Source organism: Niallia circulans (assembly GCF_007273535.1).
Taxonomy (GTDB): domain Bacteria; phylum Bacillota; class Bacilli; order Bacillales; family Cytobacillaceae; genus Niallia; species Niallia circulans_B.
The window spans coordinates 775,765-795,238 of the sequence record NZ_RIBP01000001.1 but is presented as its reverse complement, the minus strand read 5'-3'; the positions used below and the strand labels follow the sequence as shown (position 1 = coordinate 795,238).

The 19,474-nt window shown below is 36.2% G+C and carries 19 protein-coding genes; 15 read left to right on the top strand and 4 right to left on the bottom strand.

Annotated features, from left to right (window positions below):
- Positions 1-20 precede the first annotated feature (20 nt).
- The 3 genes from CEQ21_RS04790 to CEQ21_RS04780 all read left to right on the top strand — a co-directional run bounded on the left by CEQ21_RS04790 (position 21) and on the right by CEQ21_RS04780 (position 3,643).
- Positions 21-1,817 (top strand): HNH endonuclease domain-containing protein, encoded by a 1,797-nt coding sequence (locus CEQ21_RS04790; RefSeq protein WP_185763489.1) that lies wholly within the window; start codon positions 21-23, stop codon positions 1,815-1,817.
- A gap of 423 nt (positions 1,818-2,240) precedes the next feature.
- Positions 2,241-3,302 carry an NAD(P)/FAD-dependent oxidoreductase gene (locus CEQ21_RS04785; RefSeq protein ID WP_185763488.1) on the top strand — a complete coding sequence of 354 codons (1,062 nt, stop codon included), beginning with the start codon at positions 2,241-2,243 and terminating at the stop codon, positions 3,300-3,302.
- 146 nt (positions 3,303-3,448) lie between these two features.
- A complete protein-coding gene (locus CEQ21_RS04780) occupies positions 3,449-3,643 on the top strand; it encodes a hypothetical protein (RefSeq protein ID WP_127739756.1) in 195 nt (64 codons plus the stop codon).
- An 87-nt stretch (positions 3,644-3,730) separates the two neighbouring features.
- Here the strand turns inward: CEQ21_RS04780 and CEQ21_RS04775 are convergent, their stop codons facing one another.
- Entirely contained in the window at positions 3,731-3,964 is a 234-nt protein-coding gene (locus tag CEQ21_RS04775) for a DUF378 domain-containing protein (protein WP_185764093.1), read from the bottom strand.
- Positions 3,965-4,125: 161 nt separating this feature from the next.
- On the opposite strand from CEQ21_RS04775, the gene CEQ21_RS04770 reads away from it, so the two are divergent.
- Positions 4,126-4,416 (top strand): hypothetical protein, encoded by a 291-nt coding sequence (locus CEQ21_RS04770; protein WP_185763487.1) that lies wholly within the window; start codon positions 4,126-4,128, stop codon positions 4,414-4,416.
- A gap of 47 nt (positions 4,417-4,463) precedes the next feature.
- On the opposite strand, the gene CEQ21_RS04765 is transcribed toward CEQ21_RS04770, so the two are convergent.
- The 3 genes from CEQ21_RS04765 to CEQ21_RS04755 all read right to left on the bottom strand — a co-directional run bounded on the left by CEQ21_RS04765 (position 4,464) and on the right by CEQ21_RS04755 (position 6,729).
- Complete coding sequence (locus tag CEQ21_RS04765) at positions 4,464-5,210, bottom strand: amino acid ABC transporter ATP-binding protein (RefSeq protein WP_328593457.1); 747 nt, start codon at positions 5,208-5,210, stop codon at positions 4,464-4,466.
- Between the two features lie 16 nt (positions 5,211-5,226).
- Positions 5,227-5,886, bottom strand: a complete 660-nt coding sequence (locus CEQ21_RS04760; protein WP_185763486.1) for an amino acid ABC transporter permease — start codon at positions 5,884-5,886, stop codon at positions 5,227-5,229.
- 69 nt (positions 5,887-5,955) lie between these two features.
- Positions 5,956-6,729, bottom strand: coding sequence for an amino acid ABC transporter substrate-binding protein (locus CEQ21_RS04755; RefSeq protein ID WP_185763485.1), 774 nt, complete (start codon positions 6,727-6,729; stop codon positions 5,956-5,958).
- Positions 6,730-7,149: 420 nt separating this feature from the next.
- On the opposite strand from CEQ21_RS04755, the gene vanR reads away from it, so the two are divergent.
- The 11 genes from vanR to CEQ21_RS04700 all read left to right on the top strand — a co-directional run bounded on the left by vanR (position 7,150) and on the right by CEQ21_RS04700 (position 19,395).
- The gene (gene vanR, locus CEQ21_RS04750) at positions 7,150-7,845 is read left to right on the top strand and encodes a VanR-ABDEGLN family response regulator transcription factor (RefSeq protein WP_185763484.1); all 696 of its coding nucleotides are present in this window, start codon (positions 7,150-7,152) and stop codon (positions 7,843-7,845) included.
- On the top strand, positions 7,838-8,920 hold the full coding sequence (locus CEQ21_RS04745) for a sensor histidine kinase (protein WP_419181569.1): 1,083 nt from the start codon (positions 7,838-7,840) through the stop codon (positions 8,918-8,920). The genes vanR and CEQ21_RS04745 overlap by 8 nt, the downstream gene beginning before the upstream one ends.
- A gap of 128 nt (positions 8,921-9,048) precedes the next feature.
- Entirely contained in the window at positions 9,049-9,807 is a 759-nt protein-coding gene (locus CEQ21_RS04740) for an ABC transporter ATP-binding protein (protein WP_185764090.1), read from the top strand.
- Complete coding sequence (locus CEQ21_RS04735) at positions 9,804-11,723, top strand: FtsX-like permease family protein (RefSeq protein ID WP_185763483.1); 1,920 nt, start codon at positions 9,804-9,806, stop codon at positions 11,721-11,723. The genes CEQ21_RS04740 and CEQ21_RS04735 overlap by 4 nt, the downstream gene beginning before the upstream one ends.
- A gap of 12 nt (positions 11,724-11,735) precedes the next feature.
- Positions 11,736-12,668, top strand: a complete 933-nt coding sequence (locus CEQ21_RS04730) for a metallophosphoesterase (protein ID WP_185763482.1) — start codon at positions 11,736-11,738, stop codon at positions 12,666-12,668.
- 372 nt (positions 12,669-13,040) lie between these two features.
- The gene (locus CEQ21_RS04725) at positions 13,041-13,823 is read left to right on the top strand and encodes a transporter substrate-binding domain-containing protein (RefSeq protein WP_185763481.1); all 783 of its coding nucleotides are present in this window, start codon (positions 13,041-13,043) and stop codon (positions 13,821-13,823) included.
- Positions 13,824-13,851: 28 nt separating this feature from the next.
- The gene (locus CEQ21_RS04720) at positions 13,852-14,517 is read left to right on the top strand and encodes an amino acid ABC transporter permease (protein ID WP_127739764.1); all 666 of its coding nucleotides are present in this window, start codon (positions 13,852-13,854) and stop codon (positions 14,515-14,517) included.
- A gap of 26 nt (positions 14,518-14,543) precedes the next feature.
- Positions 14,544-15,272 (top strand): amino acid ABC transporter ATP-binding protein, encoded by a 729-nt coding sequence (locus tag CEQ21_RS04715; protein WP_185764089.1) that lies wholly within the window; start codon positions 14,544-14,546, stop codon positions 15,270-15,272.
- Between the two features lie 415 nt (positions 15,273-15,687).
- Complete coding sequence (locus CEQ21_RS04710) at positions 15,688-17,610, top strand: T7SS effector LXG polymorphic toxin (protein WP_185763480.1); 1,923 nt, start codon at positions 15,688-15,690, stop codon at positions 17,608-17,610.
- Positions 17,611-17,612: 2 nt separating this feature from the next.
- Positions 17,613-18,098 (top strand): antitoxin YezG family protein, encoded by a 486-nt coding sequence (locus CEQ21_RS04705; RefSeq protein WP_182104201.1) that lies wholly within the window; start codon positions 17,613-17,615, stop codon positions 18,096-18,098.
- A gap of 583 nt (positions 18,099-18,681) precedes the next feature.
- Entirely contained in the window at positions 18,682-19,395 is a 714-nt protein-coding gene (locus CEQ21_RS04700) for a lipoprotein YvcA (RefSeq protein ID WP_185763479.1), read from the top strand.
- The last annotated feature ends 79 nt before the right edge of the window (positions 19,396-19,474 follow it).

Sequence of the window (19,474 nt, the reverse complement as noted above, 5' to 3'; positions counted from 1 at the left end):
TAAAAAAGGATATTGCTGCGATGAAAGTTAGATTAAATGATATTGCTTTTAGAAGTTCAATACTAAAAGCTTATAATGAAAAATGTGTTTATACTGGACAACCATTAAATTTTGAAACTCTTACAATAGACCACATTATTCCTCAAGATTTAAATAAAGATAAGCTAAAACTTGAAAATTATTTAAAAATGTTGGATTTAGATTATAATAATTTTGAATTTGATAGTATTTATAACCTAGTACCTGCTAAATTCAGGGTGAATAGAGAAAAAGGAAATGAGTTATTAGATAAAACTTTAGCTTTAACGCTATTAGAAAAAGCTAAAAAGAAAGCACCAATAATTATGAACGAAATTAAGAATTTTAAACAAAAAAAGAAAATAAGTAAAAGTATAGAAGAAGTAAGATCGTATGTTCTTTTATCAGATGATTTAAAGAAAGAACAAGTTTATGACTTTGTTTCTGAAGATAATAGTTTTTTTGAAAATCAGAAGATTATTAACGGTAGAAATTACTTGCAGAGCACTGATAGAATAAAAATAGAGGCCTTACTTCCAAGTTATCCTGAAAGAGAAGGGTCTTGCCTCATAACCTTTCGTAGTTTAAAGATAAGAGAATGTATGATTACAATGGATCATAGACAAATAATGAAAGAGTTATTTCAAGGGTTGTATACCGATCCAGTAGATGAATTAAGATACTTTATTGTTGGAAATCACATTTCAGAAAAGGACGTTTATTATATCCAATTGGGGAGTAATAGGTTTCCTGTTACTCTTTCTGAACTTAAGCAACTGTGTAAGTTAATTGACAACTTTTCAGATTGTTATTTAAAGTTATATCAAGAAATCGACCGGAAAATTGGAACATTTTATTTTAATAGATCACCATTTTCCTCCAACTATCGGTTAATGAAAATCAACAGAAATCTTTGGAACCTTATGATTGATTTTGTAGACGAGTATGATTATGATAATGGCAATACAGATTGGCATATTTTTGATAAAAATAGATTTTTTATTAAAATATATAGTAAAGAGGAAACAAATCGGTATGATGCAGGATATCATGCACTTTTAGAACCTGAGCAAGACGATAATTTTATGTATGATTTTATTAGACCAGATCAGTATCTTTGGATCGTATGGAAGCCGCAGAATTTATTAAGTTATAAAAATACTTTGGATAGTATTAATGAGAGACAAATATGGGATGCTCTTACTGTTTACGAATGGTTATCAACAGAATTTATTCCCTGGGTTATTTATATCAGTAATGGTAAAAATAATAAGTTATTTTCATCTAAGCGAACCAATGAAAAGCAGTATAAAAACTTCTTAAATGACTTTAAAATCGAAGATTTTATAACTTCGGGAAAAATAAATTCATCCTTTGACTTAGGTAATATTAATAAACATCATCAGTTATTAAATGTATTAAATGATTTGCAGGTTTTTTATAACACATTTAACGACTCCATAGTCTTTAAAAATGAAGATTTTAAGCATTTATTTGCAGGCCTTGCTGTAATTATTAAAAGAAGTGAAGGTATTGATTATAGATATGTTAATTCCAAAATTGGATTTACTTATGGTGACACTAAAGCACAATTATACGAAGAAATTATTAGCTATATTTCTAAAATAGAATATTCAATAAAAAGTTCATTTTTTATTGATAATATATTAAGATGCTACGTAGTAATTTTAAGAGATAACAAAAGTTACTTAAATAAGTCAGAAATAAGAATGATTGTAGATTATATTAAACCTTTTATAAATAAGAAGAGTCTTATTGAAACTATTCAGAAGTTCTAATATTTTTAATATTACCCATGAATTGTTAAAGAGTATTCTAGAATACTCTTTTTTTTGTAAAATCATTGTTTAAGGAATGCAATTATACTTTTGTTCATTTTACTAGATTCGTAGTGTTTTTTTTTTGTGAAAAATTCTTATCTTCATGTAACTGTATGTTAATTATTTTATCGATACTGGAATTGGCGAGGAAGGACGTTTCCAGGCTTATATGTATGAAAAAGAGGGTAAAAAGCCAGGTAAGTAATATACGTTGATATGAAAGCAAACAGTAATGAAAAATCTAGTATATATGGAATACACTATTCCCAAAGTGGAATTGCGGAAAATATCAGAAACAGATACAATTAAGTAGATTGCTTGATTTACTTTATATGTTTTGATTATGTATCTAAATTTGCTGACAAGGTAAGGTGTGTTTACATGAAGAAACTAGTAATATTAGGCGGAGGTTATGGAGGATTCCAGATACTGCAGGACCTATTAAATAAACAATTACCAAAAGATGTTCAAATTACTGTAATTGACCGGAATCCGTACCATTGTTTGAAGACTGAGTTCTATGCATTAGCTGCGGGAACGGTGTCTGATCGACAGGTTAGAATGAATTTTCCTAAGCATGACCAAGTGGATTATGTTTGGGGAGAAGTAGTTAAAATTGATAGTGATAAAGATGAAATCGTCATGAAAGACAGTAGTGAAACAGTTCCGTATGATTATTTGATCATTGGCTTAGGCTGTGAAGATAATTATCACAATGTGGAAGGTGCAGAACAATATTCAGACAGTGTTCAGACTATCTCTAAAGCAAGAAGAGCGGCTCTGGCAGTGAATGAATTGAAGTCCTATCAGCATGTTGCCGTTATCGGGGCAGGGTTGAGTGGGGTTGAGGTTGCGTCTGAAATAAGAGAAAGCCGCCCTGATTTAAACATTAGTCTGTTTGACAGAGGAAGTGCCGTTCTTAGTCCATTTGCACCAAAGGTTCAGCAATATGTGGAAAAATGGTTCAAGGAAAATGATGTGAACATTATACACCATGCAAATGTTGAATACTTAGAGCAAGGCGCAATCTGTAATAATGGCGTGTGTACATTGACAGATGTTACGCTGTGGACGGCAGGCGTGAGACCGAACCGTTTAGTAAGAGAGCTGCCTTTTGAAAAGGACAGATATGAAAAGATTGTCGTCAATCAATTCCACCAAGTTCCAGACAAACCGTCTGTGTACATTGTAGGTGATTGCGCGTCATCCACCTTCTCACCAAGCGGCCAGTTAGCACAGCACCAAGGCGAACAAATTGCCAATATCCTGCATGATATCCTATCAGGCAGAGAACCAAAGGCGCCAGGCGAAATTAAACTGCGCGGTACTTTAGGTTCACTTGGTAAAAACGACGGCTTCGGCAACATGTTCGAAAAGTCATTTACAGGACTATTGCCAAGACTCGCAAAAAGCGGTGTACTTTGGCTGCATAAGAGACATTAATACGGAATATAAATTAGAGGAGAAGCAGTTGCTTTTTCTCTTTTTTTAATATTTTGTAAAGCTTCTATTAAGCTAGAGGTATTTCAGAATGGTGCAAAGAATTATTGTATATAGTAGGAGACATTAACTATAAAGGAGATGCAATAATGAAGGATAGACAATTTTTATTTCAAGTTTGGCGTTGGATTGATCAAGCACAAAGAGTAAATGAGAATGCTAACGGGAAAAAAATTGTAGCACTGCCACTTAACGAGTGGGAAGAGCTCAGAGCAGAAATGCTTGAAATCATCAATGAAATGGACGGACCAGTTACGAATGAAGAGGCATTAGAAGTTCGTTAATACATATAAAAAATCAGACATCCAGTTGGATGTCTTTTTGCATAAATGCATGAAAAGGAGCTGGCAAGTATACCAGCTCCGAAAACATTAGTGATTTGTAGTATAGCTGCGACCAGCTTCCAGGTTTGTTCTGCTATTATTTAAAATACTGATGCTAATAAGACCTGAGATTCCAACAAGAATAAAGATAAATCTCGCCATGCCCGCATCCTCTCCGCCGAAGATGGCTGCGACAAGATCAAATTGGAAGAAGCCGATTGAGCCCCAGTTGATGGCACCGATGATGCTTAGAATTAAAGTGATTTTTTGTAATATGGACAATGACATGATTAGGACCTCCCTATGAAATTGTTTCTGTGTACTATATATATACCTTTTTAAAAGAAAATCGAAACAGCTAAGAATCGAGAATTATTTGTAATAACTGCTAGAAAGAGATATTCTATATATACTTACTAGTCTTAAACAAGGAAGGAATACATATGGAAACTACAATCGCAACACTACAAAAGGTACAGCAATCAGCAGTAAAATTAGAAACAGTGCTTCATGAATTATGGAGTCTCGTTGGTGAGCTAGAGGAAGACGCGCAATTCATCGAACTGATGGAAAAGGCAAAAAAGAAGGGTGCAGATTCAAGCTTAGCGGAATTAAGCGCTAAAATAAATGAACTGGAAAACGGGTTAAGTCAAATACCGGAAGATGGTACTGTCGCAATTGATCTGGAAGATAATATAGAGGAAATCATTGAGTGGGTTAAAAATAATAAATAGTTATAAAAAAAAAGAAACCTCCTTTGTGGGTGGTTTCTTCTTTGCTGTTATTTCAAACTGCGGTTTAAGAAAGCTTTAGTGCGTTCAAACTGTGGATTTGTAAACAGTTCTGCAGGAGCACCAGACTCCACAATTTCTCCGTTGTCCATGAAAACGACTCTGTCTGCAACTTCTCTAGCAAAGCCCATCTCATGTGTTACGACAATCATCGTCATGTTTTCTTGAGCAAGGTCCTTCATCACCTGTAATACCTCGCCAGTCAGCTCAGGGTCAAGTGCCGAAGTTGGCTCATCAAATAACATGATTTCTGGGTTCATCATAAGAGCCCTTGCAATGGCAACCCGTTGTTTCTGCCCGCCTGACAGTTTTGCTGGGAATGAATCTGCCCATGCAGTTAGTCCGATTTTCTCCAATAGTTCACTGCTTCTGCGGTGAATTTCTTTGGAATCTTCCTTTTTCACTGTTTTCGGAGCAAGTTCTAGATTCTCTCTTACAGTTAAATGCGGGAAAAGGTTGAAATGCTGGAAAACCATGCCCATTCTGCTGGTGATTTGTTTAATCTCTTGCGGTTTAACGTAAGCTCCATCTTTCACTAAATAATTACCGCTAACACATATATTGCCGTTGTCGATTTGTTCAAGATTAACAAGACTGCGCAGCATCGTACTTTTCCCAGATCCAGACGGACCAATGACTGCGACTACTTCATTTTTATTAACATTAAATGTAATCTGCTTTAATACTTCGAGATTACCATATGATTTTTTCAGGTTGGAGATTTCAATAATAGCCATGCTCACCAACTCCTTCTTATTCAAATTTGAATCGGCGTTCGAGCCATTTAAAGATAATCGTTAGTAATAGTGTCATAATTAAATAGATGACACCTGCAACTACAAACGGAGCAATCGAAAAGTCGCGATTTACAGCCGCTTGCGCAAAGTGCAGCAATTCCGGTACAGCCACGGCATAAAGCAGTGCAGTATCCTTAACGAGTGTAACAGATTCGTTAGCAACAGCAGGTAAGGCAATGCGGAACATTTGCGGAAGAATTATCTTGCGCAACGTTTGGAATTTATTCAAGCCAAGCACTTGTGATGCTTCGTATTGACCTTTATCAATAGCAATAAGTCCGCCTCGGAAAATTTCCGCAAAATAAGCAGCATAATTTAAGATAAATCCTAAACAAGCAGCAACAAAGCGATCTAATACCAAATACTCACCAACTACAGGAAGCATCGGCAAACCAAAACAGATAAACAGAAGCTGCAGCAACAGCGGTGTGCCGCGCAGGATGTAAATATAGCCTTGAGCAAACCAAGAAAGAGGCTTGAAGCTGCTTCTTACAGCAAGTGTTAATAGAAAACCAAGCGGTATCGAAACCACGATGGCAATGATAAACAATAGAACTGTCATCTGTGCCCCTTCAAGGAGAGGCATCGTGATGGATTTAATATAATCAAAAGACATAAAGGGTTACCTCCGAACACAATACAGGATTCCCCTAATGGAAATCCTGCATCATCTTAAAATTGGTTATTATTTTATTATGATATCGTCGCCAAACCACTTATCAGAGATTTCAGCAGCAGTGCCGTCCTCATTCATCTCATCAAGAGCTTTTTGCAGCTTTTCAAGCAGCTCTTCATTTCCTTTTTTCACACCAACACCATATTCCTCTGGAGCAAGAGACTCATCAAGAATCTTAAATGAACCCTCCTCTTTCGTCATATAGTAATCAATTACAATCTCATCAATAACTACCGCATCCAAACGGCCATTTTTCAAGTCATTTAATGCAGAAACATTATCGGAGAACTCTGTTACAGTTTTAATTTTAGATTTAATCGGATCAGCATCAAGTGCATCTGCTGCAGAAGATAAAGATTGAAGACCAACCACTTTTCCTTCTAAATCAGCTAGTTTAGTAACCTTTGAATCAGCAAGAGTCACAACAACCTGTGCATTTTTCAAATAAGGCTTCGAGAAAAGAACCTTTTTCTTACGCTCATCTGTAATCGTGTACCCATTCCATATAAGGTCAATACGTCCACTGCTTAGCTCAGACTCTTTCGTTTCCCAGTCAATCGGTTGAAACTCAACCTTCATGTCCATCTTCTCAGCAGCAGCCTTCGCATAATCAATGTCAAAGCCGACAATTTCATTATTCTCATCACGGAATCCCATCGGAGCAAACTTATCATCAATTCCAATTACCAATGTATCATCATCTTTTGAAGATGACTTAGAACAACCAGCAACGATCGAGAAAACCGCAGCCACTAATAGAATCATAGTTAATAAACGTTTCATATTATATAGACCACCTTTAATTAAGTATAATTGCATTTTGCTTTAGTCTGCTAATATGTTAGAAGACTACAGTATTGTAACACTATTATTTGATAATTTCAATTATGTTTTTAGTGTGGTAAAGAATTTAAGGGTGGGAATTACTATTTTATATAGGAACATGTCCAAGGTGCAGGACATCAAAAATATGAAAAGTCTGCAAAGAAAAATTACGCCATCTCAGGCATTGTCTGAAGAAGTAGTGATTAATCCCGCAACAATCCCAGCCTCACTGCTAAAAACCTAATTCTAAATGAAGAAAAAGTCCATCGAGTTTTCCTTCTTGGTAGAACGCAAGTTAATGTATACTATTAAAAAGGTAATAAACTACAAAAATACAAAATTAGAAACTATATAAACTGTATTAAAGGGGATTTTAAAGTGAATCAAAAAATATTGCTTGTTGAAGATGAAGAGGATATTTCTAACTTATTGGAAATTTACCTGAGTGATCAAGGCTATGTTGTTGACACCTATAATAATGGACAGGATGCATTAGAGAGTATCGAGAAAACGGAATATGATTTAGCAATATTGGATGTTATGGTGCCAGGATTAAACGGGTTTGAGCTATGTAAAAAAATCCGCGAGCACTATTTTTATCCGATTATTATGTTAACAGCTAAAATCGAGGATATTGATAAAATAACAGGACTGACAATTGGCGCAGATGATTATATGACGAAGCCCTTTAACCCACTTGAGGTAGTGGCAAGAGTCAAAACTCAATTGCGGAGGTATAAGCGATATAATGAAAAGGCAGTTAGTGTTAAAGAAGTGGATGAATATGATATTAGAGGCTTGAAAATTAATAAAGCTACACATACCTGTTCCTTATTTGGTGAGCCTATCGAGTTAACTCCAATAGAGTTTTCTATTTTATGGTGCTTATCCGAAAATCAGGGGAAGGTTATCTCCTCTGAGGAGCTTTTTGAGAAGGTTTGGGGAGAGAAGTTTATAGAAAATAACAATACGGTTATGGCTCATATTGCCAGGCTGCGTGAGAAGCTGAAGGAACCTGTAAAAAAGCCGAAATATGTTAAAACAGTTTGGGGAGTGGGATATAAAGTTGAATAAGAAAGCAAACGTTGCGAAAATTTCCAATTACCTAGCAGTACGCTTTATTATCATGACCCTTTCTTGTTTTGTTATTATTTTTCTTTTGTCTTTTATTCTAGTTAGTTTAAACGATGCACAAGGGCTAGCTGGTTCATTGGGAGATACGATTAACTGGTTAAGTAACCGTTTATTGGTATTTGCACCAAGTTTATTTGCTGCTTGTGTATTTATCATTTTATTGATTCAACGCAGACAGTTGATAAGGTATTTGGCTGTCTTGTCAGCGAATTTAGAAGCAATCACACTCGAGGATAAAAAAGAATTACAGCTTCCGCCCATTTTAAGGGATGCGGAAGCAGGTTTGGAAAGAATGCGTTTCGAGTTGAAGGAAAAAGAGCGTGTGGCAAAGGAAGCTGAGCAGCGAAAGAATGATTTAATTGTTTATCTTGCACATGACTTAAAAACACCAATCTCCTCTATAATTGGTTATTTGACGCTGCTGAGGGATGAAAAGAATATTTCAGATGAGATGTATCAAAGGTTTATCCATGTTACGATGAATAATGCAGAACGCTTAGACGATCTAATTAATGAGTTTTTTGAGATAACCCGTTTTAATTTATCGACGATACCGTTAAATTATAGCAAAGTGAATGTGTCCTTCATGCTCGAGCAGCTGATGTTTGAGTTTCAGCCGGTACTAACAGCTAAGAACTTAACCTATCGGCTTGAAGGCAGTAAAAATATGGAGATTGTTTGTGATGCGGAGAAAATCCAGAGAGTGTTTGACAATCTTGTTAGCAATGCCGTGCATTATAGCTTGGAAAACAGTGAAATTGTTATTTCCGTTAAGCACGAGGAAGATAATGCAGTGATTCAATTCAGTAATAAGGGCTATCCAATTGAACGTGAAAAGCTGGACCGTATTTTTGAGCAATTTTATCGGTTAGATGACTCAAGATCGACTCGAAATGGCGGAGCTGGAATAGGGCTTGCTATTGCGAAGCAAATTATCGAACAGCATCACGGCACAATTTCAGCAGAATCAGCTGGGCAAAATATTAGTTTTACAGTAAGTCTGCCATTATCGTAAGAATTTCGTAAGATTTTACGCAGAAAAAAAGCAGAAAATTGTTATATAACCCAAATAAAGAAAGCCTTTGTTTTCAGTATGATTAATGTACTAAAGAGCAAAGGTTTTTTTATTTTGGAGGGATAATGATGGAAATATTAAAGGTTCAAAACGTAAAAAAGGTATACCAATCTCGCAGATCTGCAAGTGTCGAGGCATTGGTTGATATAAGCTTCACGGTAAATAAAGGGGAATATATTGCGATTATGGGAGAATCAGGCTCTGGGAAATCAACACTCTTAAATATTTTAGCTTCCTTAGATGATGTTACAGAAGGGGAAGTGAAGCTTGAGGGCGTGAACTACCAAAATATCGAAAATGATCAATTGGCTGCATTTCGGCGCAAGCATTTAGGATTTGTGTTTCAGGATTTTAATTTATTAGATCAATTCAGTTTAAAGGATAATATCTTTTTGCCGCTAGTACTTGCTGATGTGTCCTTAAAAGAGATGAATGCAAAGCTTAAGGGGTTAGCCGGCATATTGGGAATTGAGCATATTTTAGAGAAATATCCGTACGAAGTATCAGGTGGCCAGCAGCAGCGAGCCGCTGTTGCGAGGGCTTTAATCACCGCACCAAGCCTAATTTTAGCAGATGAACCGACTGGCGCACTCGATTCACGTTCAGCACAGGAGCTGTTAGATTTATTTGCAAAGCTTCACAGAGCCGGCCAGACCATTATTATGGTCACGCATAGTGTGCATGCAGCGAGTAAAGCAGGCCGTGTGCTGTTTATAAAAGATGGAAAAATCAACAGCGAGATTCATAAAACCAATATGGATGAGGATATTACTCAACAGATTTTTGAGATGCAGTCAGCAGCGGTTGCGAAAAGGAGCACTGTATGAATAAAAAACTGTATGTAAAGCTAGCAGTAACAAATATCAAAAATAATAGCTTAATGTTTCTCCCATACCTTTTTACTTGTGTTGTTGTTATCGCGCTGTTTTATACGATTAACAGCCTGGTGAATGATCATGCTCTTAAAACTATTTCAGGTGGGAACTTTACAATCGATGTGATGAAGTTTGGCAGCATATTGTTTACAGTATTATCTCTGTTCTTTTTACTGTATGCCAACACCTTTATTTTTAAGAAACGCAAGAAGGAAATTGGTCTTTACAATTTGTTAGGCTTGGAGAAAAAGCATATTAGAAAATTACTAATACTAGAGAGCTCGCTGTTGGCATTCTTCTCCATGCTTGTCGGTATTGCAATTGGTCTAGTATTCAATCAGGTTGTCGGCATAATGATGTCTGCCATGATGAAGGTACCGTTAACCGTTAACATCATTTCACTATCGGCAATTATTAAAACGGTGGTTACATTCATGATAGTCTTTATGATTATCCATGTCTTTAACTTAAAACAAATTCACTCTGTTCGTGTAATTGAACTTATGAAGGGTGCACAAATTGGTGAGCGGGAACCGAAGGCGAAGCTTTTTCTAGCGATGCTTGGCAGCATCCTGTTAATAGCCGGCTATCTATTATCTTTTTCTGTGAAAGATCCCAAATTAGATTTAGCTGAAATTATTACAGCGATTGTATTTGTTGTTGCTGCGACATACTTGCTTTTTATAGCCGTAAGTATTGTTCTCCTTAAAATTCTGCGCAAAAAGGATAGCATTTATTATAACAAAAGTAATTTTACGCTCATTTCAACAATGCTTTACCGCATGAAGCAAAATGCTGTCGGTTTATCCAATATTGCTGTATTAAGTACAGCAACCTTGATTGTATTGACCACAACGATTTCCTTATATTTAGGTGTTAATACGATGCTTAACAATAGCTTTCAGTTTGATGTGTCTATTACAAATCCAGCAGAAAACGCCTCTGAGCAGCAACAGCTGCAAGCATTTATTAACAAGACTAAAGCCCGTTACGATGTTGAAATTACATCAGCAGCATCCTACCAGGGCGGACAATTTGCCGCAGATTTAACTGGAGATGGAAAGGATGACTTCTTCCTTATACTGCCATTAGAGGACTTTAATAAACTAACAAACAAAAATATATCGTTAGCTTCAGATGAAGTCATGCTTCTAAAGGATAAAGAAAGTGCAGCATTACAAAGCATCCGCTTAGACAATAATTCATTCCAAGTGAAAGGTATGGTAGATGATCTGCCAATCGATACCTCCCTTGCAGACAATACTGATGCAAATTGGATGTATGTCATCGCTCCGTTATCTGGTGAATTCGCTCAAAAATTAGATTTAGAAAACTCATTGACCATGTATCAAGACTTTAATGTGCAGGGTGATACGGATGCGGTCCATGATTTTTCCCATGCAGTTGCAGAAAAAGCGCAAGCAATTGGCAATGTGGATGTCGAAGCAAAGTCGATTTACAAGGAATCTCTGTTAGTGCGTTTTGGCGGGCTGTTGTTTTTAGGGATTTTTATTAGTGTCGTTTTATTTGTGGAGACAGCTCTTATGATTTTCTATAAGCAGATTTCTGAAGGCTTTGATGATCGGAATCGGTTTGCCATTATGAAAAAAGTTGGAATGAGTGATAAAGAAATTCTCCAAACAATAAAAAAACAAACGCTGATCATGTTTTTTGCTCCGCTCACAATCGCGCTTGTGCATTTAGGAGCAGGCTTGCCACTCGTAACAAAAATCATTGGAATCGCTGCATTGGATAATTGGATTGTAGTGGCAGGCAGCGGGATTTTTGCAGCCATCATTTTCACTGTTATTTACGGTGTGACTTATATATTTACAGAAAAAAATTATAAAAAAATCGTGAAGTATTAAAGGAGAATGTAAATGAAAAGGATAAACCTTGTTTGGATCATTATTGGTGCACTTATAATATTTATTCTCGGGACAATCTGGAGCAATTCACATGTAACAGTTGATAAGGTGACACTTACTCATAATCGTTTACCAGCAGCATTTGATAATTATAAAATTCTACAGATTTCCGATTTGCAAGGAAAAGAATTCGGCAGCAAGCAAAAGATATTAGTAAACTTAATCAAAAAACAGCAGTATGATTTAGTAGTTTTTACAGGGGACTACATATCTGAAGAGCAAGAGGATTTACAGCCTCTCGAAAATCTATTAAAGGGAATGCCGAAAAATAAAGAAATGTATTATATTTTAGGTGATAAGGATGCAGATAACAGTACTGCCGCATTGAAAAAAGGCAATCGTTTTTATGATTTGTTTACAAAATATAATGTTAAGCCATTATATCCAGGGATGGAGATTAAGAAGGGCAATGAATCAATTTGGTTAAAAACAAACCCTTATGTAGGCTTGAATGAAGTAGGCGGAAGTGAAATTTCAAGTCAATTAATTCAGGAAAAGGAAGAGTTTGAAGCTCAATACAAGGAGCAGCAAGACCCATTTACGATTGAAATATCCCACCGCCCAACTGAAATTGATAGCGAAAATCCAGATCTTCATGATTATCGGACAACAGCATTAAATGATACAGGAAAGGAATGGAGACATTGGGATGTTAGTCTTAATGGACATACACTTGGAGGCCAATTTAGACTGCCGATTCTTGGCCCGCTGTATGCCCCTAATTTTGGCCTATTTCCAGGTGAAGTGAACGTAACAGGTGTCCATACTATTGAAAACCACACTCAATATGTAAATAACGGATTAGGTGTAAGTGGACCATTATTTGCGAAATTTCGCGTGTTTAATACACCAAGCATAGGGTTAATCACTTTGAAGGCGAAGTAGCATAATCGCTTTGATAAATTTATTTTACCCATTTATTCACGGCGAGTATGAATATATGGTAACGTCGATTGTAAAGCAATAACCAAAACAGACTTCTAAAAGAGAAGTTCAAGAACAAATAGAAATCAAGTTTCATAACCATATGCATTGCGTTAATCCATGAAACACTTAGATACTAATGCTAGAGACAGACCTTATAAATGTTGTTCAGTTTAATTTGGACACTCCAATACAAAACAAAAAGTGTCAGATACCATTAAAGGTGCCTGACACTTTTTGTTTTGGCGAAAATATATAGGGTATATATTTCCATAAGTAAGTGATTTAGCTAGTTATTAAGAAATAAATGAGAGGAAAAGGGTTGATAGCCACATGTTATGGAATAAAAAATTAATATTGGTTTTCAGTTTAATCGTGGTTTGCTTTTTATCTGCTTGTACCGAGAAGGAGAAGCTTGCTGACGGATCTGAACTGATACATAAAAATCAATTTGTTTTTGCTGCTTCTGGTGAGTTCAAGCCATTTAGTTATATAAATGATGATCTCACCATGTCTGGCTTTGATATTGAGGTTGGTGAAGCGCTCGCAAAAGAAATGGGGCTTGAGCCGGTCCAAAAGCGTATTAAATTCAAAGGGATTGTAGAAGGAGTAAAAACAGGCCGTGCCGATGCAGCTGTTGCTAGTCATACAATAAATCCGCAGCGCAGTAAATATGTGTCCTTTTCTACCCCGTACTATTATTCTGGACCGCAAATATTTACGAGACCAGATAGCAAAATTAAAACTGTCAAGGATTTAGAGGGCAAGGAAGTAGCTGTCGCAAAAGGCTCGACATATGCCGATACAGCTTCCAAGTATACAGACAATATAAAAACGTATGACAGCGATATTACGGCACTACAAGCATTAAGCAGCGGCCGTCATGATGCGGTAATCACCGATTTTGTTACAGGAAAAAGTGCTGCAAAGGAAGGCTTTAAAATTAAAGCACAGGAGTTAATTAGTCGCAGTGAACAAGCGATTGTGCTGCCACAGGATAATCCAAAGCTATTGAAGAAAATAAACGAAGCTTTGGACGAACTCCGCAAGGATGGGACATTAACGAAGATTAGTCTTAAATATTTTGGTGAGGACATTACCAAAAAACCAGAATAAATCAACATGATAGAAAGGAAGTATAACCTTGCCAAGTTTTTCGCATTTTTTTAGCATACTAACGGAAACAAAGGGTGTATTTATAAAAGCAATGCTTTTAACATTAGAGCTGACGGCTGTTTCTATTTTACTGGGAATCGTCATCGGACTAGTCTTTGCTTTATTAAAAATCTCTAAAATAAAAGTATTAGAAGTTATTTCAGATGCATATGTCTATTTAGTTCGTGGTACACCGCTGATTGTTCAAATATTTATTCTTTACTTCGGAATTAGCGGCATATTCCTGCTACCAGATTTTTGGGCGGCTTCCATTGCCCTAGCATTACATAACGGAGCCTATATTTCCGAAATTTTAAGGGGAGCAATCCAAGGTGTTGACAAAGGTCAGCTGGAAGCAGGACGCTCTTTAGGAATGACAAAAACACTGACATTAAGAAGGATTATTCTGCCACAGGCATTTCGCCGAGCGCTGCCGCCTTTAGGCAATCAATTTATTATAAGCTTAAAGGATTCTTCATTAGCTGCATTTATCTCCATGAATGAGCTGTTCAATGTCGCGACAACCCTAGGTTCCAATAATTTTGACGAAATGACCTATTTACTAATTGTCGCAGTCTACTATTTAATTCTAGTAGCGCTGATGACATTTATAGTGAACAGAATCGAATCAAAACTAGCAGCAAGTGACAGATAGGAGTGAAGACATTGGACAAGAAGGAAATGATCAGAATAACTCAATTGAATAAATCATTTGGAGACTTACATGTCTTAAAAAATATCGATATGACAGTCCTTGAAAGCGATGTGGTTTGTCTAATAGGATCGAGTGGTTCAGGAAAAAGTACACTCCTGCGCTGTTTGAACTTTTTAGAAAAGAAGGATAACGGCAGTATTATAATAGAAGGAAAAGAGGTCAATCCAAATACCGATAACCTCAATAAGATAAGGGAAAAGGTAGGCATGGTGTTTCAAAATTTCAACCTATTCCCACACAAAACAGTTTTGGAAAATATAATCGAAGCACCTATCATGGTCAAGGGTGTTGATAAAAAGAAAGCTATCCTCAAAGCAAAACAATTACTGAATAAAGTAGATTTAGAGGACAAGGCAGATGTCTACCCAAGCAAACTATCAGGAGGACAAAAGCAACGGGTGGCGATTGCCAGAGCACTCGCAATGGAACCAGACATCATGCTCTTTGATGAACCAACATCCGCACTCGACCCCGAGCTTGTTGGAGAGGTTCTAACAACCATGAAAGACCTAGCAGAAGAAGGAATGACAATGGTCGTAGTAACACATGAAATGGGATTCGCGAAGGAAGTAGCGGATAAGATTGTGTACATGCACGATGGAAAAATTGTTGAACACGGAACTTCTGAGGAATTTTTCAACCATCCTAAGGAGGAGAGAACTCGGGAGTTTTTGAAGGCTACTATGCTGAAATAGGAATGGGAGGTCCAGTCTGTATAGGCAGGACCTTGTATTTTTGTTTTGGGTGTCATTTGAATGAGCTTATAAAAAGACAAAACAATAAGTAAGTATGCATTCCTTTTGTGCCTAGAAATATATTTTTTTATTCAAAACCATTCTTCTTATTACTCTATATTTCCCTCAGTTTGTATTTTTCTTTAATAAAGTCTGCGAAATTAAATGGAGAAGGGTTAGGTCTTTTATACTGATTAGTAGGGTGAATTTCTCTAATATTGGACTTTAAATATAGATAAATTTCATAGTGGATAATTCCCAACCTTTTACCTATTTCAAGGCCTTTATATCTATTTTACAATAAAAGGATATGACATATAGTGGTTCTGTTTTAAGCCTAAACTATTTATTATCCATGTAAAAGAGAGGCGAAACAATGAAAGTATTAGATTCAGCTAGTCTACGTGATACAATGAAAGAAAGAGAGCAGCACTACAAAGAGCTAGGCACACAATTTTCGCAGCTTAAGCAAGATTTCCAGACTATCGTTGATTTAGACGATTTTGAAGGAAACGGTGCTAAAGCAATTAAAGGCTTCTATCTGGGGCAAATTGAGGTTGTTGAGGCATGGCAGCGGGTGATTGACAGGCAAATAAGCTTTTTTGAAGGTGTTAGCGGTAAGCTCGATGATAAAGATTTGGGCGGCGATACAAAGGTAGATACAGCCTTTCTTGAGGAGGATTTGGCTCAGAAAGAGCGTCAGTCAGATGAGATGATTACAGAGCAGAGGCGTTCATTAGAGCATATCTTTCGGGATATTGATGATATAGTTCCACTTGAGCTCTACTCTCGCAGTCAATTCGACGACTTAATGATGAATGCGAATAGCATGCGGACGAAAACACTCACTGCTGTTGAGGAAACAGATAAAGAGCTGAAGGACGAGTATATGTCTTCAGAGGGAGAGGAAAGCTACGTCATCCAGTTGTTCGGAGCTTTACTATCAGCAACAAGCAAGGGCAAAAGCATTTCTCCCATTCATTTTGATGCAGATGCATACCACACTAGTGATATATACAAGCAAATGGATGAAGCAGAAGCTGCCACTTTAAGCTATCTTACATACAAAAAAGAAGAGCAGGAAGCTAGAGAACTAGAGAACCTTCCTGCAGTTGAAAAGGTCTGGGATGGAGTGAAAAGCTTCGTCGGCGAATTTACCGGCTATTATGACTATAAACGGGCAGTCGACGGCGTCGATCCAGTCACAGGAGAAAAGATGTCAGCAATCCAGCGAGCAGCATCAGCTGGATGGGCCATTGCCGGATTCCTGCCAATAGTCGGCTGGGCGGGCAGAGCAGTCAAAGGTGGAAAAGGCATCTATGCGGCTACCAAAGGAATCAGCGCTGCCGAACAGGCCATGAGCACTTATAAAAATGTCCATGCCTTCACCGCTTTGGAGAAAACCGAAATGGGGATTTATGGCCTGCTTTCCGCTAACGGTCTGTCCGAATACGTGACAGGCAAAGATATGCTCGGAAACGAACTCACAGAGCAACAGCGCCAAGCAAGTTTAGCTCAGAGCGTTTTTGCAGGTCTACCATTTGTACCGAGTATGGCAAGAGAAGCAAGCAAACTCGGCCGTCAAGCAGTCAACTCAACTGTTCAGTTTGGTAAGCAAGGAGCGGATATTACTAGATCATTTATAGAAGATTTTGGCCAAAAGATTAATACTGGTCCTAATGTATCCTTCGCAGGTGGGATAGGCAACCTGAATACATATTTGAAGGCTGAAGGTAAGGTTGATGCTGGGAAGGTTAGTGTTGATAAGGGTACGAGTAATTATAGAAAGATAACCGAAGTAACAGGAGAAAACTTTGGAAAGCATATTATTAAAGGAAAGAATGGAAGGAAAGAACTGGCTCCAAATGTACGCTATATAACTGAGGAAAATTATAAATATACAACTGATGAAATTGGTAGAATAGTAGATGTAAACGCAGCAGAATTAATACTGGGAAAAGGAAAAAGAAATACAGCAATGCAAGTGGCAGTAGGTCGAGAAGATAGGTTGTTTGATGATGATGGTGGACACTTGATAGGAACTCAGTTTCGTGGTTCAGGAGATATTGATAATTTGCTTGCTCAGAATAAGTACATTAATCGCTCTGGAGGAGAGTGGTACAAGATGGAGACTGAGTGGGCAAACGCTTTGAAAGAGATTCCACCAAAAAAAGTTTCTGTAAAAATTAAGCCAGTATTTGTTGAGACTTCATTAAGACCAGATTCTTATAAGGTAACTTATGAAATTGAAGGTAAAGGAATATTTAGGAAAACCATTGAAAATAGAGCAGGAGGTTGAGTATGGAAAAGGAAATGAATAGATTATATAGAGAGATAGCTGAAACAGTTAATGAAATGATTCCAGAAGATTGGAATAAATTTTATTTTTATGCCCAAATATCAGAGAATGGGGGAGGAACTTATTTTTTTTATAATACACTCGAAAATAAACAATATAAATACAGTTTAGAAATTCCCTTGAAATATCAAATTGATGAAGATGAATTTGAGAGAAAAGAAGATCTTTTATATAAATTGAGTAAGGAATTAAGAAATGTTTTTAAAGAAAATGAACAAGAACTTTGGTATTCTTTTACAATGTCGTTAGAGAGTAGTGGGAAATTTAAGTTACATTATGATTATACAAATTGGTTTGAGACAGAGTATAGTTTTAGTGATCAGATGATTATTTGGAAATATAAATATTTAGGTGAGATATCAACTGATGAAAACTACAAAGCATTAATTGATAAGTATCATAATGAATTTCCAAATAATCCGATTTAATTAAACATTAGGATAGAAAATGAAAAGGCTATATATATGCTTGTATCTGTAATGAAGGAAGAATTATTATATAGCTAATTATAAAGCACTTGATTGCCTTTTAGGCAACAGGTGTTTTTGTTTTTGAAATTTAAATTGGACGACATGGGTGATGTTTAACTGAAATTCATTCATAGCTCATGAATATTATACCATCATGAAGTAGTGTTGTAATACTTGGATATTGTGAGAAGTACGATAATTTGGCGAGATGATTTTTTTCCATTATGACATGCAGAATAGCTAAGAAACTAACGAGAATGACAAAACTCTTGGCGATAAACAAATAGGTTACATCAAAAGATTCATAATATAAATTGGTGTTTTTTCTATTTTGGAAATAATATCAATTGATTTAGCTCTTTAATTGTATAGTTACATAAAGTGCCATAATTAGTTTAATTACATTATTTTCTAATGAAATAACTTACTTTAATATTGATTCATACAAATAAATACAAATATTGGGTATAAGGCATTAGAGCGTTGTTTTTCAAAGGAGTTATATTAATACATATACATAAGTTTTAACTGGAGGTACTGGATGAATAAGGCGCTGGTTATTTTATCAACTCTTGCAGTTTTATTAGCGGGTTGCGGAGGAAATAATGAGGAAGCTAACCAAACACAAGCAGGAGAAGAACAAAAAGCTCCAAAGGAAATGGATGCAAAGGACTTACCCCAGGTAACGGCCTTCCAAGATGAAGCAACAAGAGAATATATGGTGTCAACCAAAGAAGTAGAGCCTGGATACTATTTACTAGAATCCAAGACCAAAAGATTTAGAATGTTATTTCCTGATAAAGGAAAAGTTATCTTGAGTAGGTCTAGTTACATTAGTGAGTATGAAGAAAGTATTGGTTTTAACAGTTATGATGAGGACAATAACATTTTATTTGATGGAAAAGTTACTTATTATAAAGGACATAGCTTCATTCAAGATACTGAGGTCATGCTAGAAATCATTAGTGGAAAGAATGACTATACGGGAGAATACCACAATGAAGAGAATAATAACAGCAATATTTATCTAGCATCTAAGAAATATACCTTTGACAATATAGACAGAAAATACAACTTTACCTATGACTATTTTGGTTTTGTTAAATTTAAGGAAGAGGATGAAGGCATTGAGTTTTCATTCAGTTACAGCTGTAAAGATGATGGTAAAGCATGCAATTTAGAAGAAGGGGAAACAAAAAATTCAGCCAAAAAAATCATCGAATCTATTTCATTTTTAAGTAACGGCAAGGAATAATCCTATGAATACAGTGTACGATACTACCAGAGATAAAACGATATAAAAAATAGTGGTTGTAATATTTTTTGAAGTCATC